The organism is Ensifer adhaerens, assembly GCF_002007205.1.
GTDB classification, from domain to species: domain Bacteria; phylum Pseudomonadota; class Alphaproteobacteria; order Rhizobiales; family Rhizobiaceae; genus Ensifer; species Ensifer adhaerens_D.
Window position 1 is genome coordinate 169739 of the sequence record NZ_LAZS01000009.1, and the last position, 26147, is coordinate 195885.

Sequence of the window (26147 nt, forward strand, 5' to 3'; positions counted from 1 at the left end):
GGCCACCGGGGTTGCCGGTGGCCAATCGCTATTAGACTCAGTGCGTGCTCAGAATCACGTCGGTCTTCTGGAAGGTCCGGACGTCGATCAGGCCCTTGTCGGAAATCCGGAGTTCCGGAATGACGACGAGCGCCAGCAGCGAGTGCTGCATATAGGCGTTGTTGAGCCGGCAGCCGCAGGCGCGCATCGCCTCGACGATCGCAGCGGCCTTTTCGGCGACGATTTCCGCCCGCTGATCCGACATCAGGCCGGCAACGGGAAGTTCGACCAGGGCCAGCTCGCGGCCTTCCTTGAAGACGACGATGCCGCCGCCAACCTCGTGCAACCGGTTGGCGGCCTTGGCCATGTCCGCCTTGTTCGTGCCGACGACGATCATGTGGTGGCTGTCATGGGCGACCGTGCTGGCCATAGCGCAATCGCTGTCATAGCCGAAGCCGGAGACGAAGGCGTTGACCACGTCGCCGGTGCCGCGGTGGCGTTCGACGAGCGCGATCTGGCAGATGTCGTTGCCTCGGTCCATCTGCACGAGACCGTTATCGATCGCGACGTCGGCTTCCAGCGCCCGCGTCGGCGCCTGGTTTTCGACGACGCCGATCACGTTCACGCGTGCCCGTGTCGCCCGCGCATTCGAGGGGATGTCGAAATCCGCGGCAGCCAGCATCCGGCCGAGATGCACAGTGTTGCAGGCGCTTTCCGGATAGACATAGGCCGGGATATCGCGCACCAGCGTGCCGCCTTCGGCCAGGAGTTCGCCGCGGGCAAAGACCATCTCGATCGGCAGCGCGGCAAGGTCCGACGTGACGATCAGGTCTGCCCGGCGACCCGGTGCGATCGAGCCGAGTTCGCGCTCGAGGCCGAAATGCTGGGCGGTGTTGAGCGTCGCCATCTGTATGGCGGTAATCGGCTTCAGTCCTTGCGCGATCGCGTGGCGCACCACGCGGTTCATGTGGCCGTCGTGTACCAGCGTGCCGGAATGGCTGTCGTCCGTGCAGAGCAGGAAGTTGCGCGGATCAAGGCCGGATTCCGTCACCGCCTTGATCTGCGCGGCAACATCGTACCAGGCCGAACCGAGCCGCAGCATGGCGCGCATGCCCTGGCGCACGCGGGCGATCGCGTCGTCGACCGTCGTGCCTTCATGATCGTCCGCTGGCCCGCCGGCGGCATAGGCGTGGAATTCGCGGCCGAGATGGGGGGAGGCATAGTGCCCGCCGACGGTGAGCCGCGCATCCTGAGTGGCGGCGATCTCGGCCATCATCTTCGGGTCGTTTCCGGCAACGCCGGGGAAGTTCATCATTTCGCCAAGGCCCATGATGTTCGGCCAGGCGAGCGCCTCGGCGACATCCTGAGCCGAAAGCTCGGCGCCGGCGGTCTCGAGCCCCGGCGCGCTCGGTACGCAGCTCGGCACCTGCACCAGCACGTTGACCGGCAGGCTTTGGGCCTCCTCATTCATCAGTCGGACGCCGGCAAGGCCGAGCACATTGGCGATCTCGTGCGGGTCGATGAACATCGTGGTGGTCCCGTGCGGGATGACCGCGCGGGCAAATTCGGTGACGGTGACGAGACCGCTCTCCACATGCATGTGGGCATCGCAGAGGCCGGGAACGAGATAGCGCCCAGCGGCGTCGACGACCTTGGTGCCTTCGCCGATCGTGTGGCTGGCATCCGGACCGACATAGGCGAATCGGCCGGCTTTGACGGCGATATCGGTTCCGGGGATGATTTCGCCGGAGTAGACGTTGACCCATTTGCCGTTGCGAATCACAAGATCGGCGGGCTTGCGGCCCATGGCGACGTCGACCAGTTCGGGTGCGGTCTTCGACCAGGATTGAAGCATGACTGTTTCCTTCGGATGGGCGATGTCGGCGCCCTTGCATTAAGGGCGCCGTCGGATTTTCTGCCGGTTACTGGGTCTGGGCGACGAGCGTTGCGGCAAGCAGTGCCACGAACCACATGACCGGTCTTACATCGCGCGCCCGGCCGCAGACCAGCTTGACCAGCACGTAGGCGATGATCGCAAGCGACAGGCCCAGCGTAATCGAGAAGGTGAGCGGGATCAGGACGATCGCCAGGAAGGCCGGGATCGCCTCGTCGAGCGCGCTCCAGCGAATGTTGCTGATCGGTTCGGACATGAAGAGCCCGGTGAGGATCAAGACGGGTGCTGTCGCAACCGCGGGCACCAGCGACAAGAGCGGCGACAGGAACAGGAAGGGCACGAAGAGCAGACCCGCGACCAGCGCGACGAGACCTGTCCGCCCGCCCTGCTGAATGCCGGCGCCGGATTCGAGATAGACGGTCGCCGGGCTTGTTCCGAGCGGCGCGGAGATCAGTGCTGCAATCGCGTCGACATGCATGGATTCGCGGATATTGCGCGGCATGCCGTTTTCATCCTTGAGGTCGGCAGCTTCCGCGAGGCCGAGGAAGGTCGAGAGCGCCTCGATGAAATTGGTGAACAGGAAGACGAAGATGAACGGCAGGTAGATCAGGTTCAGTGCGCCCAAGAGATCGATCTGGCCGACGAAGCTGAAATCCGGTGCGGCGGAGAAGCCGCTCCAGTTGACCAGCGTGTGCACGTCAGGCGTCTCCGGCGAGAAGGCGCTGCCGTCGCCCCACCAGCGGCCGATCGGGATCGCAAGGATCGTCGTCAGGATCATACCGGCCATCATCGCACCGGGAACGCGGCGCACCACCAGCGCGACCGTCAGTATGAAGCCGGCGATGAAGGTGAGCGTGACCGGGTTGAACTGCGTCAGCCCGACGATCGTGTCGGGGTTGGCGACGATGAACTTGGCGTTTTCCAGGCCGATCAGCGCGATGAAGAGGCCGATACCGCAGGCGATGCCATAGCGCAGATCGACCGGGATCGCCTCGATGATCGTCTGGCGCAGGTTGAAGAAGGCCATGACGGTGAAGAGCACGCCGGCCCAGAAGACGCAGCCGAGCGCGATTTCAAGCGGCACCTTGGCGCCGACCACCATGGTGTAGGCAAAGAGCGCGTTGATGCCCATGCCGGGTGCCACCAGAATGGGGCTGCGCGCATAAAGTCCCATGGCGCAGCTGCCGATAAAACTGACGAGCACGGTCGCGGTCACGCCTGCCGAAAACGGAATGCCGGCATGCGAAAGGATCGAGGGATTGACGACAATGACGTAGGAGGCCGCGAGAAAGGTCGTGAGCCCCGCAAGGATTTCGGTGCGGAGGGTGGAGCCGAAACGCGAAATCTGGAAGTAGCGGTCGAGGAGCGCGCCGAGCCAGGATGTCTCCCGGCCCGGCGCCGCCTCCACGGTCTTGTTCTGAATGTTCATTTTGTTCCCCTTTTTTGAAACGGCAGAGGGGGCCGGTATGACCGGCCCCCTCCCTGAGCATTATTCCGCGGCTTCGGCGCGCTCGTCCCCGCCTGCCGGTGCGAACGGCGAGATCACCTTCAGCCGGACGCAGTCGACGACACCCAGATCGGTGATCGCATATTCCGGGATCGCCGTAATCTGCAACACGAACATGTACATGAAGGGCCAGGGCAGCGGGCAGCCGAGCGCGCGGGCCGCATCGTCGAGCTGATCCTCCAGCGCCGCCATCTCGGCCGGTTCGATGTCGGAGACGATGCCGCCGATCGGCAGGTGCAGGAAGGCTTCGACCTTGCCGTTCCTGACCACCACCTGGCCGCCATTGTTGGCGATCAGGTGGTTGATGGCGATGCGCATGTCCTCGAGATCGGCGCCGATGCAGATGATGTTGTTGTCGTCAGGCGCGGTGGAGCTGGCGATCGCGCCTTGCTTGAGGCCGAAGCCGGAGGTAAAGGCGACCGGGCGGTTCTGGGTCTTGCCGTAGCGCTCGACGACCGTGACGTATTGCACGTCCCGCGCGGGATCGGCGAGGACCTGGCCGTCCTTGACCGCGAGCGTGACATCGCGGCGGGTGCGCACGAAGATCTTTTCCGGGGTGACGGCGATCGCCATCGCGTCCGCCGTGTCGCCGGCGCCTTCATAGGCGACCTTGAGGTCGCCGGGCTGGAGCGGTTTTACCTTGACCGAGTTGAGGAGGGCGACGCTGCGTTCCGGCGGCGTCAGCTCGATCGCCATCTTGCCGTTCCGGGCGACCACTTCGCCCTTGGCGACGACGGTCTCGATGTTGAAATTGCGCAGGTCGTTAACGAGCAGGATGTCGGCGGCGCGGCCGGGCGAGATCGAGCCCACCTTGTCGTCGATGCGGAGCGCATCGGCGCCGTTGATCGTCGCCATCTGGATCGCCGCCATCGGCGAAATGCCCATGGCGATCGCCATGCGCACCATGTTGTCGAGATGGCCGCGCTTCAGGATGTCGCTCGCCACCACGTCATCGGTGCAGAAGCTGATGCGGCGAAGCGCCTTAGCGCCCATTTCCGTGACGATGCGCAGGTTGTCGGCGAGGAAGTGAGAGATCGAGGATTCGCGCACGACGACATGCATGCCGGCGCGCAGCTTTTCGAGCATTTCCTCGGGCGTATAGCTCTCATGGTCGGCGCGGACGCCCGACTGCTGGTAGCCGTTGAGCCTTGCGCCACGCGTCATCGGGCAGCAGCCGAGCACCGGGAGCCGGCTCTTTTCGGCAAGTTCCAGCGCCGCCAGCACGTCGGCGTCTTCCTCCTGGATGAATTCGCGTACCGTCTCCCAGATGCCGACGCATTCCGGCCAGTGGTGCGTCGCCTTGTGATCGGCCGGGCTGAAATAGTGGCCGACGGTCGAGCGCGGCATGGTGTAGGGCGTCTTGCACGGCGCGCCCCAGAACACCTTGAGCGGCGTCTGCTTCGCCTCGTCGAGGAACTCGCGTGCCGCAGCCGGGCCGCCGACGACGATGATCTGGTCGAGGCCGGTGACGATCGAGGTGGTGCCGAGCGGGACGACGGCCTTGGCAAAGCTCGTCAGCGACATCTTCGAGCATTCGACATGCAGGTGCCCGTCGATCATGCCCGGTGCCAGATACTTGCCCGTGGCGTCGACGATTTTCGTTGCCGGGCCGATATAGTCGGAGATGTCACCGACGGCGATGATGCGTTCGCCGTAGATGGCGACGTCGGCCTGATAGATCTCTTCGGAGACGACGTTGACCAGACGACCGCCGCGGATCGCCAATGTTGCCTTGCCGCCGGTGCCGGATGCGGCGCGAATGAATTCTCTGATATCGCTCACTGGAACCTCTTCTCCCTTAGCTCCAGTGAATATTCCCAATTCCGGACCGTTTGCACAATGGGCCGAAACAGGCTAGTTTCTGAACATATCGTGCAAGATTTTGGACGAAATTATGGATCTTTCGCTCATCGACTGCTTCGTGAAAGTTGCAGATTCCCGTTCGATTTCAGCGGCTTCGCGCCGCCATCGCCTGCCGAAATCGACGCTCAGCCACAAGATTCGGCAGTTGGAGGACGAGTTCGGCATCGAACTCTTCGTGCGCGAGGGGCACCAGTTGCACGTGACCGATGCCGGCGCCGAATTTCTGCGCTATGCCCGTCTGATCCAGTCGAACTGCGACGATGCGGCAACGGCGATGGCGGAGATGCGCCAGGAGGTGGCGGGCACGCTGCGCGTGGGCTCGACCGGCGAATTCGGCACGACGATCACCTCGGAACTGCTCTACGCCTTTCGCCAGCAATATCCGCAGGTCAATCTCGACGTCGTGTTCCTGACCTCGCGCCAGCCCTTCTCCGATGTCACCGAGCAGGCGCTCGACGGCATCTTTCACTGGGGCGAGCCGTCCGATGTCGACTATATCAGTCGCAGACTTTCGGTCTCGTCCTATGGTCTCTTCGCCAGCCCGCAATACATCGCCCGGCATGGGCAGCCGGATAATCCGGATGCGCTTGCCGGCCACCGCGGCCTCGTCTTCCGCCAGCCGACGCGGCTGCAGTCCTGGTATCTGACGCAGCCTGGCGAAGACGAGGTGGACCTGCTGCCGACGGCGACCTGCACCACCAACGACTACTGGACGATCAAGTATTTCGCCGTCGCCGGCGAGGGCATCGCCTATCTGCCTGATTTCTTCGTCGAGACAGAGCGGCAGGCGGGCCTGCTGGAGCCGGTGCTATCGGACTGGCGCTCGCCGCAGACGGCGATCAACCTCATCTATTCGCGCCGCCGCCACGTCTCGAAGCGCTTCAAGGCCTTCGTCGATTTCTGCATCGATTTCTACCGCGACCGGGACCGGGTGAAGATCCCGCGCTACTACGTGGAGCGCGTCAGCCTTTAGCGCTGAGAAACGGTGTCCGGTCCGCGGGCGTGCGATTCAAGCGGCGTCCCTACCCGAGCAGGGAAGGCAGGACGCTCGCACCGTCGACATTGCCGCCGCAAAGCAGGATGACGTTGGTCCGGCCGGCACATCTCTCCGCAACCTGCCGGAAGCCGGCAAGCGCCAGCGCCGCCGCACCTTCCACCAGCATATGCTCGTCGAGAAGCAGGTCTCGCATCGCCGCCGCGATCTCCGCTTCCGTGCAGGTCACGACCTCATCGATCACGGCCATCGACAGCCCGAGCGTCACGCTGTCCTCATCCAACCCGCCCGCAACCGCCTCGGCCAGCGTGTCGAGATGCTCGGTTTCGACCACGCGGCCAGCCGTCATCGAAGCGGCAAGCGCTGCCGAGTGCGCCGCCGAAACACCGATGATGCGGGTGAGCGGGCTAAAACTCTTCAGCACCGAGCCTATGCCGCTGATCAGCCCGCCGCCGCCCATGGCGACGAAGACATTGTCGATACGTTCGGCCTGCTCCATGAGTTCAAGCGCGATCGTACCCTGTCCGGCGATGATGTCAGGGTCGTTGTAGGGCGAGACGTAAACAAGCCTTTCGGTTGCGGCCAGCTTTTGCGCATGCTGCTCGGCAAGCCCGGTTTCGGCCCCGTGCAGTACGACGTCGACACCATAGGCGCGGATGCGCTCCAGCTTCGCCGGTTTGACGATCTCCGGCAGCACGACCGTCAGCTTCTGGCCGATCGCGCTTGCCGCATGGGCAGCGCCGATGCCGTGATTGCCGGAGGAGGCGGTGATCACCTGCTGGTCTCTTGGCAGCGAGGTTATCTTGCTCGCAGCACCTCGGATCTTGAAGGGGCCGGTCAGCTGCAGGTTTTCCGCCTTGAACAGCACCGTCGAGGCTGTCTGCCGCCCGATCGTGCGCGACGGGATCAGTGGCGTCTCGTAGATGAAGGGGCGGATGCGCTGGCGCGCCCCGACGGAGCGTGCGGCCGTTTCGAGGACGTCGTTGGTCATGGGGCCGTTCCTTGCGTGCGGCCGAGCAGGCCGAGTTCGTCAAGCACGGTGCGGGCGATGGCGATGTCCTGCGTCGCGATCCCCGTGAGGTCGGCGATGGTGATGTCGTTTTCCGAACGCCGACCTTCGGCCGCACCGGAAAGGACAGCGCCGAGCGCGACACAGCGTTCCTCCTGGATCACCCCGGCCCGAGCCGCTGCGGAAATTTCCCCATGGTCGAGGCATTGCTCGGCGAGATCGACAAAGAGGCGGTCGGCGCGGGCAACGAGGGAAGTTTCGAGTTCCTGCTTGCCGGGTGCGTCCGCGCCCATGGCGGTGATATGGGTGCCGGGCGCGATCCATTCCGATCGGATCAGCGGCTCCTTCGATGGCGTCGTGGTGACGATCGCATCGGACTGGCGGCAGAGCGTTTCGCGGTCAGTTGTCGCCTCAATGGACAGGTCGAGGTCTGCGAGGTCGGCAAGCACGGCGTTCGCCCGTTCCATTGATCGCCCCCAGACCGTGAACCGCAATGGACGATCCGAGATGGAGGCAAGCGCCCGGATCTGGATGCGCGCCTGCGTGCCGGTGCCGACGATCCCGATCGAGCAGGCGTCCTTGCGCCAGAGCGCCGTGGTCGCGATCGCACCGCCGAGACCGGTGCGAAGATCGGTGAGCAGGCCCTTGTCCTCGAGCACGGCCACCACGTCGCCGGTCTCCGAGGATACCGCGACCATCATGCCGGTGCTCGACGACAGTCCCTTGGCCGGATTGTCGTAGAAGCCGGAGGCGATCTTCACGACGAAGATCGGATCGCCTTCGATGTAGCCGTATTTGATGTGGCAATCCGCATTCCGACCGGGAAGCGGCAGATAGCCGACCGGCGGCAGATTGGCGCGACCGTCGGTGACGGCGATATAGGCGTCGCGGACGGCCGGTGCCGCGAGCGTCAGCAACGGCAGCTCGGCCAGTCTTTCTCGATCGATGACGATCATGGCGCGCTCCCCTGGCTCAGATATTTGTAGACGGTCGCCCGGCCCATGCCGAGGATGCGCGAGATGTAGGAGGCGGCATTCTTGCCGCCGAAGGCGCCATCAGCGGAAAGGGCGATCACCAGCGCCTGCTTGTCGTTGCGGCTCAGGCTCGAGACTGTCAGCCCGCGCGCCACGGTCCATTGCTGGACATATTCGTTGACGCGCTCGTGCCAGTCTTCCTTGAACAGGCTCTCCGGCTTGTCGGCATCGACCGGGACGCGGACGAGCGCGTTGAGCGTGCGGAGTGCTGCGTGAAAGTCCGAGACGTCGGCATTGATGCAGAGTACGCCGATTGCTTTCCCCACGGAGTCCCGCAGTACGGCGCTGATCGCCTTGATCGAGCGGCCGTCCCAATTGACCTTCTCGTAGGGGCCGATGATCGCATCGCCTTGGCTGAAGCCGATTTCGCTCAGCAGCGAAGCTTCGCCGATCTCGCGCCTAGAGAAGTTGCCAGCGATATGGACGACGGTTTCAGTCGCCAGATCGTGCAGCACGACCTCGGCATAGGGCTGGAACAGCAAGGCGATCGCGTCGCAGACCAGGCAATGGGGGCGGAGTTCTGGGGTCACGGCGTTCCTCTTCTTCGATAGCAATCCATAAATCATGCGTAGACGAAAAAGTCTATATTGGATTTATAGTCTGAGTTTCGCCCTATACGACAACAGCGGCGTGCGATGGGCTCGCACGCCGCTGTCCAAGCAGCCGACAGGGAGGTGGAGCAGCTAGCTCGTGGCGGTCTTGACGACTTTTGTCCGCCTCCAGCCGGCGATGAACGGCATCACGGCCATGGCGCCGGCCAGGATCCACAGAATGATCGAGATCTTGCTCTGGAACAGGATCGAGATGTCGCCACCACTGATCGCCAGCGCATTGCGCAGGTTCACCTCCATGACATGGCCGAGCACGAAGCCGAGAATGATCGGCGCCATGTCGAAGCCGGCCTTTCGAAGCAGCCAGCCGATGATGCCGATGCCGAGCATCAGCAGGATCGAGAACACCGAGGCGTGGGTGGAATAAACGCCGACGACCGAGAGCACGAGGATGCCCGGAACCAGCAGCCAGTTCGGCACCGTCAAGACGCGGGCGAAGATGTTGACGAGCGGCAGGTTGAGGAGAAGCAAAAGCACGTTGCCGATGAACAGCGAGGCGACGAGACCGCCGACCACTTCCGGCCGCTCGGTGATCAGCATCGGGCCGGGCTGAATGTTGTAGAGCATCAGCGCGCCGAGCATGACGGCGGTCGTGCCGGAACCGGGCACGCCCAGCGTCAGCATCGGCACGAAGGCGCCGCAGGCCGTGGCGTTGTTGGCCGCTTCCGGTGCCGTGAGGCCACGCACGTCGCCCTTGCCGAAGGTGCCCTCGGTATCGGAGATGCGCTTTTCCGTGGTGTAGGAGACGGCACTCGAAACCGAGGCGCCGGTGCCGGGCAGCACGCCGACGATGAAGCCGATGACGGAGCCGCGCAGCGTCGCGCCAACAGACTTGCGGATGTCGTCGAGGCGGGCGGTCATGCGACCGAGTTCGCGGATGACGGTCACGCCGCTTGCCTGGTGTTCGAGGATCAGCAGCGCCTCGGACACGGAGAACAGGCCGATGACCAGCACGACGAATTCGATGCCGTCGCCGAGTTCCGGCTCGTTGAAGGTGAAGCGGTAGGCGCCTGAGGTGGCGTCGAGACCGACGGTCGCAAGCATCAGGCCGAGCGTGCAGCCGATCAGCGTCTTTACCGGCTGGCTACCGACCATGGAACCAAGGGTCGCGAAGGCGAACACCATCAGCACGAAGTATTCGGCCGGGCCGAAGCCGATGGCGAGGCCCGCAAGCAGCGGCGCGAACAGCGCCAGCCCGACGGCGCCGAAGACCCCGCCGACGAAAGAGGAGAGGCCGGAGAGCATCAAAGCTTCGCCGGCGCGGCCCTGGCGGGCCATCGGGTTGCCGTCGAGCGCCGTCATGACGGCGCCGGCATCGCCCGGTACGTTGAGAAGGATCGAGGAAATGCGGCCGCCATATTCGGCCCCGCAATAGACGGCGGCGAGCAGGATCATCGTGCTTTCGGCCGGCAGTCCCATCGTATAGGCGATCGGGATCAGCAGCGCGATGCCGTTGATCGGTCCGATCGCCGGAAGCGCGCCGACCAGCGTGCCGATGAAGCAGCCTGCAAGACCGATCAGCAAGTTCTGCATCGTCAGGGCGACGGTAAAACCGTTCCAGAGATAATCGAGATTCATTGAGATCACTCCATAACCGGCGGGTCAGCCGAACAATTGGCCGGTGGGCAGATAGACGTCGAGCAGGTAGGAAAAGACGAACCACCAGAGGGCCGCCTGTCCGACGCCGCCGATCAGCGCGAGACGCAGCGGCGCGCCGAAGATCCAGCCGACGCTGAAGGTCAGCAGGAAGATCGAGGCGGCGAAGCCGGCCGGCTCCAGAAGCAGTGCCGATGCGAGAAGCAGGAGCGGTACCGCGACGATCTTCACGAGAAGCTGTCCCGTCGGGAAGGCTTCGGCCGTCCCGGGATTTTTCAGATAGAAGAGGCACAGCACGGCAAGGATGATGGCGAGCAGCATCGGCACGACGCGTGGGCCAAGCGGATCGGACGCAAAGGCATATTCGATCTGGCTGCCGCCGATGCCGTAGGCAATCGCCAGTGCGAGCATCAAGAGCCCGCCGATCCTGCCGATGCGGGAGGATGAGGAAGTGGTGTCTGACATGGTTCGGTTCCCGATGTTTACGTCAGGGAACGGGTCTTCAATCCGACCGGATGAGACGACCGGCAGGGGGAGCCCGTAAAGTGGTGGCAAACAAGCGGAGCGGGAGACTGTCCCGCTCCGCCTTCCGGCTTACATGCCGGCTTCCTTGGCGATGATCTTGAAGCGCGCCACGTCGGCCTTGACCTGCTGGTCGAAGGCATCGCCCACCTGGGTATATTCGTAGAGGCCGCGCGCCTCGCGCTCTTTCACGAATTCCGGCGTCGATACGAGCTTGGTGAAGGCATCGGCCCACCATTTGTAGTCGGCGTCGGAGACCTCCTTGCCGACATAATAGCCGCGCCAGACCGGCCATTCGATGTCGACGCCCTGCTCCTTGGCGGTCGGTACTTCGGCAAGTTCCCCCGGCAGGCGCGATGGCGCCATGACGGCGAGCACCCGGACCTTGCCGGCCGCATGATGCTTGGACATTTCCGCCGCATCGCCGGCGCCGACCTTGACGTGGCCGCCTTCGAGCGCTGTCAGCACCGCGCCGCCGCCTTCGAGCGCGACGTAGCGCATCTGCTTCGGCTCCTGTCCTGCCGCCTTTGCCAGGAGCGAGCCCTTCATCCAGTCCTGCGAGCCGACGGCGCCGCCGCCGGCGACCGAAAAGTCGGTCGGATTTGCCTTGTAGGCGGCGATCAGTTCCTCGAGGGTCTTGTAAGGCGAATCGGCGGCGACCACGAGCACGCCGTAGTCGGCGCCGAGCGCGCCGAGCCAGCGCACGGCGGTCTCGTCATACAGGCCGAACTTGCCCTGGGCGATGAGAAGCGCCGAGCCGGATGAGGCAGCGGTGATCAGGTTGCCGTCGGCGCCGCGCTTGCCGATGACATGGTTGTAGGCAACGGCACCGACGCCGCCTTCCATGTAGGTGACGGCCATCGGCTTGCCGATGATCTTGGCTTCGAGCAGCGCATTGGCGGCAAGCCGGCAGGTGAGGTCGAAGCCGCCGCCGGGCTTGGCGCCGGCCAGGCACTCGGGCTTCGAGGGTTCGGCACCGGCCGGCGATGCAACGGCGGCTAAAAGGCCGGCCGCCAGAAGGGTCTTCACAAAGGTTCGGGTCATGGTCTCTCTCCCATCCATGAGTTGTTCTTTCGAAGGCGCTGCCGCGCTTCCGCCCGAGCGTGACATCCAGGATCCTGACGGCATCGAGCAGCATTGACGGACCGCGTGGGCGGCCGCCTGAAAATGCCTCGGCGATGATTGTCCTCCAGATCCTGGCCGCATCTCCCGTTGTCGCGATCAGGCAACCCTCTTTCCTCCCCGAACCTGTCACCACGCTGTCACGAAAGCGGTCATATCCGCCGGGTTGATCGGTGAAATCTTCCGTGTCACTGCTTGCCCATGCGCATCTTTCTGGTGGAGGACACGAGGGATGTCGGGGAGGCAATCAGCCGGCGACTGGAAAAGGTCGGGCACACCGTCGATTGGCAGACGGACGGTCAAGCCGCCGCCGACATACTCGAATTTACCGATTATGATCTCGTGATCCTCGACGTCATGTTGCCGGGGCTCGACGGGTTCGAGATCCTGCGCCATCTGCGATCCAGGCGAAAGACGACGCCGGTGCTGGTGCTGACAGCCCGTTCCGAAATCGAGGACCGCGTCGGCGCGCTCGATCTCGGCGCCGACGACTATCTCGTCAAGCCGTTCGATTTCCGCGAACTTGAAGCCCGCACGCGCGTGCTGCTGCGCCGCCGCCAGGGCGATCCGACCAATCTGATCGAGTGCGGCGATCTGGTGCTCGACCGCAACAGCCGCTCGGTGCGGGTCGGCAACCGTGAGGTGCAGCTCAAGCGCCGCGAGATCACGCTACTCGAAGTGCTTGCCGCGCGGCCGGGCCGGGTCTTCAGCAAGGACGAACTGCTCGACCGGCTCTTCGGCTTCGACGAGAACGTCAACTCCAACGCCGTCGAACTCTATGTCGGAAGGTTGCGCAAGAAGATCGAGGGCTCGTCGGTGCGCATCGTCACCATCCGCGGCCTCGGCTATCAACTGGTGACCGATGAAGCGGCGTGAGACCTCCCTCTTCTGGCGGCTGGTGCTACGCGTGGCGCTGGTGCTGTGCGGCGGTGCGGCGCTGCTTTCCGCCGCCGCCTGGTACTACGCCCGCGCCGCCGCCGACGATGCCTACGACCGGCTGCTGCTCGGCGCGGCGATCCAGATCACCGCGAACATGACGGTGGACGCGGGCAATCTGGGCGTGACGCTGCCGTCGTCGGCCTTCGAGCTGCTTGGCCTGGCCGAGCGCGACCGTATTTTCTATCGCGTGGTCGGCCCTGATGGTCGAACCCTGACCGGCTACGACGATCTCGACACCGGCGTCGACGTCACCGCGGCGCGGACCGGGCCGGTGTTCCTGACGACGGAATACCGCAACGTTCCGGTCCGCGTGGCCGTGGTCTCGCGGGCGCTATCGGATCCGTCCTTTTCCGGCTGGGCCTATGTGGTCATGGCGCAGACGACCGAAGCGCGGCGCGCGCTTGCCGGCGAACTGACGAGCCGCGCCATGATCCTTGTCGGCATCATGAGCCTGCTTGCGCTTGCCGGTACCGTGCTTGCCATCCGCTATTCGCTGCTGCCCGTCGATGCGCTCGCCGCGGCGCTGCGCGCCCGCGATCCTCAGGACCTGACCCCGGTCGATGCCGACATGCCAAGGGAGCTCAAACCCTTCGTCGGGTCGATCAATCACTTCATGGGCCGCCTCGACGAGCGCGTCACCTTGCTTCAGCGTTTCATCGCCGATGCGGCGCATCAGATACGCACACCGCTGACGGCCCTTTCGGCGCAGGTCGACATGCTCGAAGACGACGACCTCGACGTCAACCGCAAGCGGCATCTCGGGCGCGTGCGGGACCGCGTCAGCCAGCTGGCGCGTCTCACCAACCAGTTGCTCAGCCATGCCATGGTCATCCACCGGTCCGATTCCGTGCGCTTCAAGCCCGTCGACCTTGGCGATATCGCCCGGAAGGCTTTCCGCTCGACGGTGCCGATTACAGTCGACCCGGACGTCGTCGTTTCCTTCGAGGACAGTGCCGAGCCGGTCTTCGTGCGCGGCGATGCGGTGAGCCTGCGTGAGGCGATAGCCAATATCATCGACAACGCGCTGCAGCATGGTGTCGAGCAACGGCTGGCCGTGCGCGTGAGGCGCGAGGATGACCGGGCCCTGGTGGAGGTCGCCGACGACGGTCCCGGCATTCCGCCGGACGAATGGTCCGCCGTCACGGCGCGGTTCGTCAGTACCAAGACGGGGGAGGGAAGCATGGGGCTTGGTTTTGCAATCGCTGCGGAGGTGGCGGTGGCGCATCGCGGCACGGTCCGGTTTCTGGAAAAAGGCGAGGGCGACTTCACCGTTGTTCTCGATATTCCCCTTTATCAGGAGGGAACATGAGCATGTGGCGGCAGTTCGGGCCACTGGCGCTCGGCGCGATCCTGGGCCTTGCCAGCCCGGCCGGTGCGGTCGAGGGAACGCGGGCCTTCTTTCCGGCGCTCGAGGCCGAGCGCGGCCGGCTCGTCATCAACGGCGCGACCGACATCGAGGCGATGGAGCCGCTGATCCGCGATTTTCAGGAGACGGCGCGGGATGTCGCCATCGACTATACGGACTACGTGACCAACGATCTCTATCGGGACGCCGACATCGCCTGCCGATTGCAGCAGCTCTTCGGCGATCTGCTGCTGTCGTCCTCCGTCGACCAGTTGGTGAAGCTTGCAAACGACGGTTGTGCCTTGGCGCATGTCTCGCCGGCAACCCGCGGCGTGCCGGCCTGGGCGAACTGGCGCGACGAGGTCTTCGGCTTTACCTTCGAACCCTCGGTCATGGTCTATCACAAGGATTTCGTGCCGCCCGAGGACGTGCCGCATACCCATGGCGAATTGACGGATCTGCTGCGCTTCAAGCCGGACTATTATCGCGGCCGCATCGGCACCTACGACCTGCGCCAGTCCGGCATCGGCTACCTGCTCGCCTTTCTCGACGCGCAGCAGGCCTCGACCACCTACGGCCGGCTGCTCGAAAGTCTCAGCCGCGCGCAGGCGGTGCTGCGCTGCTGCAACAATGCGGTGTTGTCTGAACTCGACAGCGGCAATGTCTATATCGGCTACAACATCCTCGGCTCCTACGCCTATGCCGCGGCGCGACGCAATGACAAGCTCAGGATCGTGCTGCCGCGCGACTACACGCTGATCCTCAGCCGCGGCGCGCTGATTCCGGTCGGTGCCAAGCGCCGGGATCTCGCCGGTCGTTTTCTCGATTATCTGCTGTCCGAACGAGGACAGGACATGGCACGGCGGGAGGCGTTTTTCTTTTCGCGAGGCGGCGCCTTGCCCGCCGAGGTCGACGGGCCGGCGAAGCTGGTGGAGTCGGGCATCGGCCGGCCGATCCGGATCGGCCCGGCATTGCTTGCTGCGCAGGACCGGCTGCAACGCTCGCGCTTTATCGAAGACTGGACCAAGCTGATCGTCGATACGCCGGTTCGGCTGCGCCCGAATTGAAGGGCGCCGCCTGCGGTGAACGTTGGCATTGCAATCGTGCGGGCCTATCGCCTGCCGCTGCGCCAGGCGCACAGCATGTGGTCGAGCGACAGCCTGCCGGGACCGGAGGCCATCAGAGCGAGTGCCATGGCGGCCCAGGTGATGTGGATCGGCCAGCCGTCCGGCACGGTCAGTTGCACGACGATCGTCATGACCAGCAGGCCGAGGGCCGCAAAGCGCGTCCCCAGACCGAAGACAAGCAAAATGGGGAGAACGATTTCCGCCGAGCCGGCGGCGAAGGCCATGACGGCCGGAGCCGGATAGGGATAGGGACCGCCCGGCAGATGCAGCCGGAATTCCGAGTTGAAAAGCAGGAGCGCCACGTCGTTCAATTGCAGGAACCCGTCCCACTTGCTCATGCCGGATCGGAAGAACGGAACGGCGAGGCCGAAGCGCAGGACAAGCTGCGCGAGCCAGAGCGGCGCGAGCGCGCCGACGACGCGGTTCGCCCGACGGGTCCATTGCGACAGGTCGGCGGAATTGCCGTTCTGCGAAAGTCTGGATGCGGACATCATGGTTCATCCTCCGTGATGAATGGCCGTGAAGGCACCGGCGTCGAGCGCCGTGGCGATGGCTGCGCTAAGGTCGAGTGTTGGGCAAAGCCGCCCCGCCTCCGTTGCCGCCACGGCGAGGGGAACGCCTGTCAGCAGCCGTGAAAGCAGGAGATCCGCTCCTGGTGCGAGGTGGCGAACGACGACCTCCAGGTCGGGCCGGGTGATCAGTGCGCTCTCCGGCGCGGACGTTTCGATGCGCCCCACCGGCCCGCTCCTGCGGTTGGCGGCGAAGATCGTAACGGCCGGATAATCGGAACGGACAAGCCTGGTTGCCGGATGCGCTTCGAACAGGACGTCGCCGAGCCGCTCGGGCGCAATCAGCGAAAGTGCCGCAGGCGGAAGCCCCGCGGCATCTCCGGCGTGATAGGCGTCGAGCCAGGCGCGTTCGATCCGCGCCACGTCGGGGAGCCAAGGCATCGATTGCGCGTGTTCGTAGCGGGCAATGAAATCGGGAAAGTCGCGGCCATATTCGAAAAGCAGCGGCGAGGTCGGCGGCGTTTCGCGCACATGAAAGCGCGCCATGGCGCGAAAGAAGGCCTCGCCGGTAATACGCGCAGTCGCCGTGAAGGTCGCCGCCAACGCCTCGATCAGGCTAACGGTGACGTTGTTGCGGTAGACGTTGAAGCGCTTCACTGCCGCCTTGCCGTTCGGGCCGGCGACCAGCGCCGGCGTCGGCCGGTCAGGTGCCAAGAGCGGCGGCACGAAGCCGGCGGCATAACTGCCGACGCAGCCGGCGGGCATGGGGTGCGTTCCGTCAGGCGACGGCATGGATCTTCTCCCGCAGCGTCCGCTGCCCGTGGGCGTCGAGGATCACCTGCGCGGCCATGGCCTCGCGTTTCAAGACCGGCCAATCCGGAATGGCGCTGTCCCACTCGATCAGCGTCGGGATGGCGCCGATCCTGCCGATGACGATATCGTAGAGTTTCCAGACGGCGTCGGCAACCGGCCCGTCATGGCTGTCGATCAGGAGCAGGTCGCCCTCGTCGTCTTGCTGCTCGGCGTGCCCGGCAAGGTGGATTTCTCCGACATGTTCCAGTGGGAAGTCATCGAGATAGGCAAGCGCCGAATAGCCCTGGTTGGTGGCGGAAACGAAGACGTTGTTGATGTCGAGCAGCAGCCCGCAGCCGGTGCGCTTCACCAGTTCTCGGATGAATGCCGTCTCGCTCATCGTCGAATCCTGGAAGGTGACGTAGGTTGACGGGTTTTCGAGCAGCAGCCGGCGGCCGATCGCTTCCTGGACCTCGTCGATGTGCTCGGCAACGCGGGCAAGAGTTGCCTCGGTATAGGGCAACGGCAAAAGGTCGTTGTAAAAGGTGGTCTCGTGCGTCGACCAGGCGAGGTGCTCGGAAACGAGCGCCGGTTCGTAGCGGTCGACCAGCGCCTTGAAGCGGGAGAGGTGCGCCTTGTCGAGCGGCTGCGGACCGCCGATTGACATGCAGACACCATGCAGAGACACCGGAAAATCCTGGCGAATGCGGGCGAGCGCCGCATGCGGCGGTCCGCCGGCACCCATGTAGTTCTCCGCATGAATTTCGAAGAAGCCGCCGCAGGCATCATCGGCAAGGATCGCCTGGAGGTGCTGGTGCTTGAAGCTCGTTCCGGCGAGCCCGGCGATTTCGTGTTTCGGCAGGCGAGGGCCTACCGGGGCAAGTCTGCTGCCGTCGTCCGTTGATGTGCGCATTGCCAATCCCGTCATAATCCTGAGACCCTGGATGGCGGGCGGGAACGTCCCCGGACCGCTACCCCTTGAAAACCGAGGCGGAACGGGACGCGATCGCCCCGCGCCCCGTTCCGCAACTGTGATCGATCAGGAAGGTATGTCGCGGGAAAGCGCCTCGGGCGAACCCATGCGGCCGTCGGGCAGCTTCATCGTCGTGCAGGTACCGCCGTCGACGAATTTCCAGGCATTGCCCTGATAGTCGACGGTGGACGTTGCCTGGCACGTCGTGCCCGGGCCGGCGGCGCAATCGTTCTGGCCCTTGAGCGCGACGCCGAAGCATTTCTCCTTGCCCGCATCCATGGCGGACTTGACCTGCGCTTCAGTCAGTGGGCTCGCAACCGCGAGCGACGACAGGGCGGCGGCCACTGCGCTTGCCAGCATTGCGCTGCTGATCGTGGACTTCATGGACATCATATTGTCTCCGTGTTGAACTGTTCCCGTGCGTCCTGTCTGAGGCGCACATCGGGTCTTTCGCCGCGGCGGCGCCGGGCGTTACATAACGTTGGCAACACGCTTTCGTGATGGGCGCGCGAGGTTGGTCTGAGCAGACAGCAGCCGCGAATTTGAGATAGCCGTGTAACAAACACCGGGAATCGGCGAATGGGGAGGAAAGGCGCGGGTGAGCGGCGCGGACGACGAACATCTCGCAAGACTCCTTCGCGCGGCCGTGGCCGGCGACGAAAAAGCCTATGCCGACTTCCTGCGGGACGCAGCACAGGCGATCCGTGGCTGGGCCCGACGCTGGACCATCGGCGCAGGCGTCGATGCTGAGGACGTCGTGCAGGAGGCTCTCCTGGCGGTGCACGTCAAGCGTCACACCTGGCGGGAGGATGCGCCGGTCATCCCGTGGCTGCATGCCATCGCCCGGCACAAATACGTGGATGCCGTGCGTCGTCAGGCCCGCCGCCCGACAGTGGGCATCGAGGGACTTGAAGACACGCTGGCAAGCGTAGAGACGGAGAAGGCCAGGGATTGGGAAATCGGCCGGGCGCTGGAGGGGCTCGCTCCGGGTCAGCGCTCCGTCGTCAACGCGATCTCGATCGAAGGCTGCACGGTCGCGGAGACGGCGCAAAGACTGGACATGAACGAAACGGCGGTTCGCGTGGCGCTTCACCGCGGCCTTGCTGCAATCGCCCGCCGATTTGGACGAAACTGAGATGGACACGAACGACCTCATCAAGGCTCTTGCCGCCGATACAAGGCGACCCGGATTGTCGATGTCTGCCACCTGGGCGGGGGCTGCCATCGGTGCGCTCGTTCTCGCCGGGCTCGTATTCTCGGTCCTTCTCGGGCCGCGGCCGGACATTGCCGCTGCCGCCGAGACGCTTCGCTTCCTGTTCAAGTTCGTGGTCGCCATCGCGCTGGCAGCGACCGCCTTTGCGGCCATGCGTGTCGCGGCCTGGCCTGAGGCGGACCTGCGCCGGCTGCTGCCCTATCTCGCCATTGCGCCGGCGCTGGTGGCGGTGAGCGTCGTGCTCGAACTTTTCGCCGTGCCTTCCGACACCTGGGCGACGAGGCTTATCGGCACGAACAGTCTCCTCTGCCTGACGTTCATACCGTTGATAGGGCTCGCGCCGTTGGCGCTGTTCCTGCTGGCACTGCGCCATGGCGCGCCGTCCCGTCCGGAACTCTCCGGCGCCCTGGCAGGGCTCGCCGCCGGCGGCATCGCCGCGACCTTCTATGCGGCCCACTGCCCGGACGATTCGCCGCTCTTCGCCGCAACGTGGTACACGATCGCGGTCCTCATACTGACGGTGTCTGGGGCGTTGGGCGGCCGCTGGGCCGTTCGCTGGTAGGACCGGCCATGCGAGCCTTTGCCGGCGTTCAAAACAAAAAAGGCCGGCAATGCCGACCTTTTCCCGCTCGCTGCGTTACACTGCCAGTACATCCGTGGTCAGCGTTTGCGTGCGAACTACGCCCGGAGCCTTCGGTTGATCATGTCCGTCAGGCTCCACGGGCAATTCGTTGATGCCTATGTGTGGTGCCGCGCCTGAGGTTTCAAGCCCCTGCCAAAAGATCGCCGCGGGCATCCATCGCTCCCGACCCTTGCGCTAGCAATGAATGCTGACGCCGTGTTCGTGCAGCAGGGCGACGATCTGCTCGTCGGGCAGCCGGTCGGTGACCAGCGCGTGGATATCGGCGAGCGAGGCGAGACGCACGAGCGCGCGCCGGCCGAATTTGCTGCTGTCGACGGCGAGGATCACGCGTTCCGCCTGGCGCATGGCGGCCGAGACGGCGGCGACTTCGGCATGGTCGTCGTCGCCGATATCGCCGTCCTGGTCGATGCCGCTGACGGAGATGACGGCGACGTCGAACTTGAACTTGCGGATGTAGTCGGCGGTCTCCTCGCGGAACACGCCGGCATCCACCTGTCGCACGAAGCCGCCGGGTACGGCGACGGCGAAGCTGCTGCTTTCGCTGAGCGTGGTCGCGACCCGCAGGCTGTAGGTAACGACGCGCAGGTCGCGGCGCTTGAGCAGGCCGCGCGCCACCGCCTCGCAGGTGGTTCCCGTGTCGAGGAAGACCGCCGCGCCATCGGCGACGAGATCGGCGGTCAACTGTCCGATGCGCTCTTTCAGCGCGGCGTTGTCGATGCGTCGCTGACGGTAGATGTTGGGATCCACCGGGGTCGCGATGGTCGCGCCGCCATGCAGACGCCGCACCTTACCCTCCTGTTCGAGCGCCATGATGTCGCGCCGCGCCGTCTGCGTCGTGACGCCGAACAGGCCGGTAATCTCCTCGATCGAGATATAATGGTTCTTTTCGAGATGGCGGAGAAGCTGCGCCTGCCGGCGTGTCTTCTTGTCTCCCGATGCAGCATCCCGATCGCCGTCCATTGCCCTCATCTCATTCCCCCAGGCACGCCTTGCTAACACAGGGCCTCGGTCAATCTCCAAGGAAATCGCCGTTGCACCGATCCGCCGCGCGAAATTTTATGGCGCCCGATGAAATGTTGTAAAACTGACATTTGACTCGCCTAATGTCCGTAATCGTACATTTCATCGAACTCTTCCGCTCATCAACACCATCGCCATGAAGGTCTTGTGACGGAGCGTGTTCGCATCGCGACATTGGAGCAAGATAATGAAACAACGTGGACACGACCTCCGCGGGGTGCGGGCTATTGCGCGCCTCAAACAACCGTTGCGCCTCGCGACGGCGATCCTTCTGTGCGGAACGAGCCTGACCCTCTCGGCGGCCGAGGCGCGCGCCGCCGACGACAGCATGAAGATCCTGACGCTCAACACCTGGCTCGACCGCTTCAAGGCCAATCCGAGCGTCATGTCGGACTTCTTCATCAAGGGGAACTACGACATCCTGACCTTCCAGGAGTTCCGCGCCAACAGCACCTACGCGCGTGATATTCCGGGCATTCTTCAAAATGCCGGTCTCGGAACCTACGGCACGCGTCAGGACGGCGATACCGGCGTGTTCTCGCGTCTGCCCGGCACCTTCGGCGCCAGCACCCTTGGCGACATCGTGACCTACGCGGTGGTGGACCCGACCGTCAGCAAGCCGCAGGTGGTCGTCGGCACCACTCACCTCAACTATTACGACCCGCCGACGACCCGCATCAGCGAGGCGAAGGGCATCAATCAATGGGCGAAGTCCGAGACGCGGCCGATCATCCTCACCGGCGACTTCAATGCCGGCGACGTCTCCGAGCGCGGCCTGCATTCGGTCAGCCAGCAGGAACTGCTGCTGAAAACCTACGTCAAGAACCCGACCAACAGCTTCTACATGAGCCTGCTGCGCGATTATGCAAAGGACCAGCAGAAGCTGGACGCCTATATCGCCGCGTGGAAGGGCAAGAGCGCTTCGGCGATCAACGCCTCGACGGTGCCTTCGGGCCTCTTTGCCGACGAGATGTATCCGGTTGCCGGCAACCTGCCGCAGACGATGAACATCCTGAAGAAGCAGTTCCAGATCTTGCAGCTTCCGAACGAGCGCGAGCAGTTCTCGCCGCATGGCTTGAACGACGGCAGCGTCACCTGGCCGTCGCACGGCGAGGACGCCACCAACACCTGGGCGAGCTGGCACCGGGTGAAGATCGACCATTTCCTGGCGTCGCGTCCCTTCGGCAAATGGTGGACGCTCAACGACGATCCGAAGGACCCCTATTCCGGCGTCATCACCGATGCCAGCTACGTGACCAATCCGGATGGATCGAAGACGCCGCTTTCGGACCACGAGCCGGTCGCCCACACGGTGCGCTGGGTCGGCCCGGTGCTGCAGAACTACACCGATCCGGCGACGGCGGCCGCCAAGACCCGGATCGTCTGGGGCGACGAAGCGTCGACCTTTACCGAGAAGGGTGGGGTGTTCACGCTCAGCCGCAACAACATGCGCAATGACGTCTATCTCGGCCAGATCGCCGACGAGAACGGCCTGCCGATACTCTCGGGTTTGACCGACCAGGAGAAGAAGACGTTGCTCGACTGCAAGAGCACGGACGCCCGCTTCCAGCAGGCGATCCGCGACTATTGCATCGACGATCACTCCTTCATCGGCGAAACGCTGGTGACCGACGGCGGCACGGTGGTGGTCGAAGAGGACGCCGCCCTCGGCAGCGCTTCGGCCAAGCTCCGGCTCGACGGCGGGGCGCTCAGGATCGCCGGCCGCGACATGCACCACATCAACCGCGATATCGTGCTCGAAGCAGGCGGCGGTGCGCTCGATGTCGCCGATGCGGCAAACGTCGTCGCCGTCAACAAGGCGATCAGCGGCAGCGGCGGGCTCATCAAGCTCGGCGCCGGCGCCCTGGTACTCAACGGCCAGAGCACCTATACCGGCGCGACCATCGTCAAATCCGGCCTGCTTTCGGTCCAGGGTTCGATCGCGTCGTCCTCGGGGCTCACCATTGAAAAGGATGGCGCGATCGGCGGCATCGGCACGTTCGGCAGCATCACAATTGCCGATGGTGGGGTGGTCGCGCCTGGTAATTCGATCGGGACGCTCAACGTTGCCGGCGATATCAATCTTGCGTCTGGCTCAACCTACGAGGTCGAAGTCAACGACAAGGGCGAGAGCGACAAGATCATCGCGTCAGGCAAGGCGACGCTGAACGGCGGTTCGGTGCTGGCGCTCGCCGCCAATGGCAGCTACGCGCCGCAGACCAGTTACACGATCCTGACGGCAGCGGGCGGTGTGACCGGCACCTTTGGCAACGTCGCATCAAGCCTCGTCTTCCTCGACCCAACGCTCGGTTACGACGCCAACACCGTCACGCTGACGCTCAGCCGCAACGATATCCGCTTCGCCGATGTGGCAACGACGGCCAACCAGCGGGCAGCCGCAGTTGGCGCTGAAAACCTCGGCTTCTCCAATGCCGCCTATACGGCGCTCACCAATCTCGATCGCGACCAGGCGCGTTTCGCCTTCGACCAGCTCTCGGGCGAAATCCACGCCTCGACCAAGGGCATGCTGCTGCAGGATGGCCTGCTTCTGAACAGTGCCGCGACGAACCGCATCCGCGCGGCCTTCGGCGATGCCAGCACCAAGCAGGTGTCGGTGCTCGCCTATGGCGAGGGCGGCATCGAGAGCGTCGCCGCCGACACCGACCGCTTCGCCTTCTGGAGCCAGGCCTTCGGCACCTGGGGCGATACGGATGGCAACGGCAATGCGGCGGGCTTCCAGCGTAACGTCGGCGGCTTTCTCATGGGCGCCGATGGCCTCGTCGGCGACAACTGGCGCGCCGGTCTCTTCGGCGGCTACAGCCGCTCGTCCTTCGATGTGGTCGACCGTCGTTCCTCCGGGGACAGCGACAACTACCACATCGGTGCCTATGCCGGTGCCGGGTTCGGCGCGCTGTCGCTGACGGCGGGCGCGACCTATAGCTGGCACCGCATCGAGACGGCGCGCAGCGTCGCGTTCGGCGGCTTCGACGACAGCCTGACGGCGGCCTACGATGCCCGCACCGCCCAGATCTTCGGCGAGGCGAGCTATGCGACGAGCGCCGGTCGCTTCGACTTCGAAGGCTTCGCCAACCTTGCCTATCTCAACCTCGACACCGACGGCTTCCGTGAAAAAGGCGGGGCGGCGGCGCTTTCGGGTCGCTCCGACAATACCGACACGACGTTCACGACGATCGGCGTGCGCACGTCGACCGACGTTTCCTTCGGTGAGACGGCGGCGGTTCTGAGCGGCACCGTCGGCTGGCGCCATGCCTTCGGCGATCTCGTGCCGACCTCGACGCTTGCCTTCGCCGGCGGCCAGGGTTTTGCGGTTGGCGGTGCACCGATCGCCCGGGACGCAGCGCTCGTGGAAGCGGGCATCGACTTCAAGATCGCCCCGGCCGCGACCTTCGGCGTCAACTACACCGGCCAGATCGCCTCCGGCGTTTCCGACCACGGTGTCAACGCCAAGCTCAAGGTTAGCTTCTGAAGCGATGGGCATCAGCGGCAATGCCCTTGCTTGAAAGTTCGAACGCCGCGCATGGCTTCCATGCGCGGCGTTTCTAGTTGGTGGTCGCGACCGTGTGGCCGGTCAGATCCAGACCGTCCGACCGGCGCCGTCGCAGCCAAGCGCGCGCAGGATGTTGAGCGGAACGTCGAACATGGTCTCGCAGCCTGCGGTCAGAAGGAACGAGGCTGTCTGCGGCTCGCGATAGGCGAGGATCTCGTCGCGCGAGGCGGCAGTGTAGATGCCGCGCAGTGCCCTGAGGCAACCGCTATGGGTGACGACGACATGGCGGCGGCCGCGGTCGAGCGTGGCAAGCCAGGCCTCGAGGCGCGCTGAAAGCGCCGTCCGGCTTTCGCCGCCCGGCATCGAATAGTCGAACGGGTCGGCGCTGTGCGCGTCGTACTGATCGGCAAGATCGCGCTCGATCTCGTCATGGACAAGGCCCTCCCAGGCGCCATAGGAGCGCTCGGCAAGAGAAGGCGCCTCGACGAAGCGATCGAAGGGGATCGACCAGGTGTCGGCGAGGATCGATGCGGTCTGGCGGGCGCGGCCGAGCGGGCTCACCCAGAAGGTCAGGTTCTTTTCCTCGTCGGCGATCCGTTCGGCAAGGCGCAGGCCGACGGCGAGCGCCTGGCGCACGCCATTGGCGGTCAGCGGCGTATCCTTGCGGCCCTGCAGGCGGCCGGCGACGTTCCATTGGGTTTCGCCGTGGCGGATGAGGATGAGGCTTGGGAGATCTTTTGTCATGCGGAACTCGGTGTCAGCGATCTGGCGCTGCTTGAAATGGGGAAGGTGGCGTCCGCCGGTGGATCCCGGCGGACGCTCGTCGTGGTCTCTAGTGGGCGAGCCATTGCGCCGACGACGGCTTGAGACCGAGCGTCGTAGCTGCACCGGGTTCGAGCAACGCGTCGCCGGAATGGAAGGGCGCGTCGATCAGCACCGTCGCGGCCCCGATCCGAACGCCATAGCGCACGGTCGCGCCGAGGAATTCGCGATGCGCGATGATGCCTTCGAGCGCGACGGCGCCGGGCTCGAGGCTGCCGATCGTCGCATATTGCGGACGGAAGACGAGCTTGGCGCCGGCGGGCACGTCGGTTCCGGCCGGGATGGGGATGGAGCCACCGCCCACGACCTCGAAGCTTCTGGCAGCGCCGCTGCCGGCCACCTTGCCGTCGAGAATGTTGGCGGTGCCGAGGAAGTTGGCGACAAACAGGTTGGCCGGCTTTTCATAGAGCCCCATCGGTGTTCCCACCTGCTGGATGCTGCCCTCGTTGAAGACGGCGATCCGGTCGCAGACCGTGTTGGCCTCTTCCTGGTCGTGGGTGACGAAGATCGTCGTCAATTGCAGCCGCTGCTGCAGCTCGCGCAGCTCCCGCCTGACTTCGACGCGCATCTTGGCATCGAGGTTGGAAAGCGGCTCGTCGAGCAGAAGCACCTTCGGCTCGATCGCGATGGTGCGGGCGAGCGCCACGCGCTGCTGCTGGCCACCGGAAAGCTGCGACGGCCGGCGGTCGGCGAGGTGCTTGAGCCCGACGAGTTCCAGCGCCGCCTGAACGCGACGATCGACCTCGGCGCGCGGCAGCCGCCGTTCTTCCAGCCCGAACGCGACGTTGGCGGCGACCGTCATGTGCGGCCAGAGCGCGTAGGACTGGAAGACCATGCCGATGTCGCGTTTCCACGGCGGCATGTCGAGCACGTCCTGCCCGCCGATCACGACCTTGCCCTTTCGGGCATTGTTGAAGCCGGCGATCAATCGCAGCAGCGTGGTCTTGCCGCAGCCGGACGGACCGAGGAAAGCGAAGAACTCGCCCGGCCGGATTTCGAGGTTGATGTCCTTCAGCACGTGCAGCGCGCCGTAGTAGAGATTGACGTCACTGATGCTGATCGCCTTGGCGGGGCCGGCGGCAAGTGCTGCGCTGTTGATGTTCACTGTCATTGTTTCCTCCCGAA

General features: G+C 64.7%; 23 protein-coding genes. 7 read left to right on the forward strand and 16 right to left on the reverse strand.

Going from position 1 to position 26147, the window contains the following annotated elements:
• Positions 1-37: 37 nt before the first annotated feature.
• The 3 genes from ade to XB14_RS21540 form a co-directional block, all read right to left on the reverse strand.
• A complete protein-coding gene (gene ade / locus XB14_RS21530) occupies positions 38-1834 on the reverse strand; it encodes an adenine deaminase (RefSeq protein ID WP_077963815.1) in 1797 nt (598 codons plus the stop codon).
• Between the two features lie 67 nt (positions 1835-1901).
• Positions 1902-3302 carry an NCS2 family permease gene (locus XB14_RS21535; protein WP_077963818.1) on the reverse strand — a complete coding sequence of 467 codons (1401 nt, stop codon included), beginning with the start codon at positions 3300-3302 and terminating at the stop codon, positions 1902-1904.
• Between the two features lie 60 nt (positions 3303-3362).
• The gene (locus XB14_RS21540; protein ID WP_077963820.1) at positions 3363-5162 is read right to left on the reverse strand and encodes an adenine deaminase; all 1800 of its coding nucleotides are present in this window, start codon (positions 5160-5162) and stop codon (positions 3363-3365) included.
• Between the two features lie 112 nt (positions 5163-5274).
• Between XB14_RS21540 and XB14_RS21545 the strand changes: the two genes are divergently transcribed.
• Positions 5275-6216: a LysR family transcriptional regulator gene (locus XB14_RS21545; protein WP_077963822.1), complete on the forward strand. Its 942-nt coding sequence runs from the start codon at positions 5275-5277 to the stop codon at positions 6214-6216.
• A gap of 49 nt (positions 6217-6265) precedes the next feature.
• Here the strand turns inward: XB14_RS21545 and XB14_RS21550 are convergent, their stop codons facing one another.
• The 6 genes from XB14_RS21550 to XB14_RS21575 form a co-directional block, all read right to left on the reverse strand.
• Positions 6266-7228, reverse strand: coding sequence for a pyridoxal-phosphate dependent enzyme (locus tag XB14_RS21550; RefSeq protein ID WP_077963824.1), 963 nt, complete (start codon positions 7226-7228; stop codon positions 6266-6268).
• The gene (locus XB14_RS21555) at positions 7225-8202 is read right to left on the reverse strand and encodes an ornithine cyclodeaminase family protein (protein ID WP_077963826.1); all 978 of its coding nucleotides are present in this window, start codon (positions 8200-8202) and stop codon (positions 7225-7227) included. Before XB14_RS21555 ends, XB14_RS21550 begins: the two co-directional genes overlap by 4 nt.
• Positions 8199-8810 carry a helix-turn-helix transcriptional regulator gene (locus XB14_RS21560; protein WP_234804103.1) on the reverse strand — a complete coding sequence of 204 codons (612 nt, stop codon included), beginning with the start codon at positions 8808-8810 and terminating at the stop codon, positions 8199-8201. Before XB14_RS21560 ends, XB14_RS21555 begins: the two co-directional genes overlap by 4 nt.
• A gap of 153 nt (positions 8811-8963) precedes the next feature.
• Positions 8964-10469, reverse strand: coding sequence for a tripartite tricarboxylate transporter permease (locus XB14_RS21565; RefSeq protein ID WP_077963830.1), 1506 nt, complete (start codon positions 10467-10469; stop codon positions 8964-8966).
• A 24-nt stretch (positions 10470-10493) separates the two neighbouring features.
• Positions 10494-10952 carry a tripartite tricarboxylate transporter TctB family protein gene (locus XB14_RS21570; protein ID WP_077963832.1) on the reverse strand — a complete coding sequence of 153 codons (459 nt, stop codon included), beginning with the start codon at positions 10950-10952 and terminating at the stop codon, positions 10494-10496.
• Positions 10953-11081: 129 nt separating this feature from the next.
• On the reverse strand, positions 11082-12053 hold the full coding sequence (locus XB14_RS21575) for a Bug family tripartite tricarboxylate transporter substrate binding protein (RefSeq protein WP_077963834.1): 972 nt from the start codon (positions 12051-12053) through the stop codon (positions 11082-11084).
• 279 nt (positions 12054-12332) lie between these two features.
• On the opposite strand from XB14_RS21575, the gene XB14_RS21580 reads away from it, so the two are divergent.
• Genes XB14_RS21580 through XB14_RS21590 form a run of 3 tightly spaced genes read left to right on the forward strand, consistent with a single transcriptional unit; the run spans position 12333 to position 15482 of the window.
• Positions 12333-13007, forward strand: coding sequence for a response regulator transcription factor (locus XB14_RS21580; protein ID WP_077963836.1), 675 nt, complete (start codon positions 12333-12335; stop codon positions 13005-13007).
• Positions 12994-14379, forward strand: coding sequence for a sensor histidine kinase (locus XB14_RS21585; RefSeq protein ID WP_077963838.1), 1386 nt, complete (start codon positions 12994-12996; stop codon positions 14377-14379). The genes XB14_RS21580 and XB14_RS21585 overlap by 14 nt, the downstream gene beginning before the upstream one ends.
• Positions 14376-15482 carry an ABC transporter substrate-binding protein gene (locus XB14_RS21590; protein WP_327326959.1) on the forward strand — a complete coding sequence of 369 codons (1107 nt, stop codon included), beginning with the start codon at positions 14376-14378 and terminating at the stop codon, positions 15480-15482. Before XB14_RS21585 ends, XB14_RS21590 begins: the two co-directional genes overlap by 4 nt.
• A 44-nt stretch (positions 15483-15526) precedes the next feature.
• Here the strand turns inward: XB14_RS21590 and XB14_RS21595 are convergent, their stop codons facing one another.
• The 4 genes from XB14_RS21595 to XB14_RS21610 form a co-directional block, all read right to left on the reverse strand.
• Positions 15527-16033 carry a DoxX family protein gene (locus tag XB14_RS21595; protein ID WP_234804104.1) on the reverse strand — a complete coding sequence of 169 codons (507 nt, stop codon included), beginning with the start codon at positions 16031-16033 and terminating at the stop codon, positions 15527-15529.
• Positions 16034-16039: 6 nt separating this feature from the next.
• A complete protein-coding gene (locus XB14_RS21600; protein ID WP_077963844.1) occupies positions 16040-16843 on the reverse strand; it encodes a DNA-binding domain-containing protein in 804 nt (267 codons plus the stop codon).
• The gene (locus XB14_RS21605; protein ID WP_077963852.1) at positions 16830-17756 is read right to left on the reverse strand and encodes a DUF692 domain-containing protein; all 927 of its coding nucleotides are present in this window, start codon (positions 17754-17756) and stop codon (positions 16830-16832) included. The genes XB14_RS21600 and XB14_RS21605 overlap by 14 nt, the downstream gene beginning before the upstream one ends.
• Before the next feature lie 126 nt (positions 17757-17882).
• Positions 17883-18206 (reverse strand): DUF2282 domain-containing protein, encoded by a 324-nt coding sequence (locus XB14_RS21610; RefSeq protein WP_077964050.1) that lies wholly within the window; start codon positions 18204-18206, stop codon positions 17883-17885.
• Positions 18207-18414: 208 nt separating this feature from the next.
• Between XB14_RS21610 and XB14_RS21615 the strand changes: the two genes are divergently transcribed.
• Positions 18415-18951, forward strand: a complete 537-nt coding sequence (locus XB14_RS21615) for a sigma-70 family RNA polymerase sigma factor (RefSeq protein ID WP_077963853.1) — start codon at positions 18415-18417, stop codon at positions 18949-18951.
• A 1-nt stretch (position 18952) separates the two neighbouring features.
• Positions 18953-19591, forward strand: a complete 639-nt coding sequence (locus tag XB14_RS21620; RefSeq protein ID WP_077963855.1) for an NrsF family protein — start codon at positions 18953-18955, stop codon at positions 19589-19591.
• Positions 19592-19846: 255 nt separating this feature from the next.
• Here XB14_RS21620 and XB14_RS21625 read toward each other — a convergent pair whose 3' ends face one another.
• Positions 19847-20641 carry a DeoR/GlpR family DNA-binding transcription regulator gene (locus tag XB14_RS21625; protein ID WP_077963857.1) on the reverse strand — a complete coding sequence of 265 codons (795 nt, stop codon included), beginning with the start codon at positions 20639-20641 and terminating at the stop codon, positions 19847-19849.
• Positions 20642-20879: 238 nt separating this feature from the next.
• Here XB14_RS21625 and XB14_RS21630 point away from each other — a divergent pair, with 238 nt between their 5' ends.
• Positions 20880-24179 (forward strand): autotransporter domain-containing protein, encoded by a 3300-nt coding sequence (locus XB14_RS21630; protein ID WP_077963859.1) that lies wholly within the window; start codon positions 20880-20882, stop codon positions 24177-24179.
• A 102-nt stretch (positions 24180-24281) separates the two neighbouring features.
• Here the strand turns inward: XB14_RS21630 and XB14_RS21635 are convergent, their stop codons facing one another.
• A complete protein-coding gene (locus XB14_RS21635) occupies positions 24282-24944 on the reverse strand; it encodes a histidine phosphatase family protein (RefSeq protein WP_077963861.1) in 663 nt (220 codons plus the stop codon).
• Positions 24945-25032: 88 nt separating this feature from the next.
• On the reverse strand, positions 25033-26133 hold the full coding sequence (locus XB14_RS21640; protein WP_077963863.1) for an ABC transporter ATP-binding protein: 1101 nt from the start codon (positions 26131-26133) through the stop codon (positions 25033-25035).
• Positions 26134-26147 lie beyond the last annotated feature (14 nt).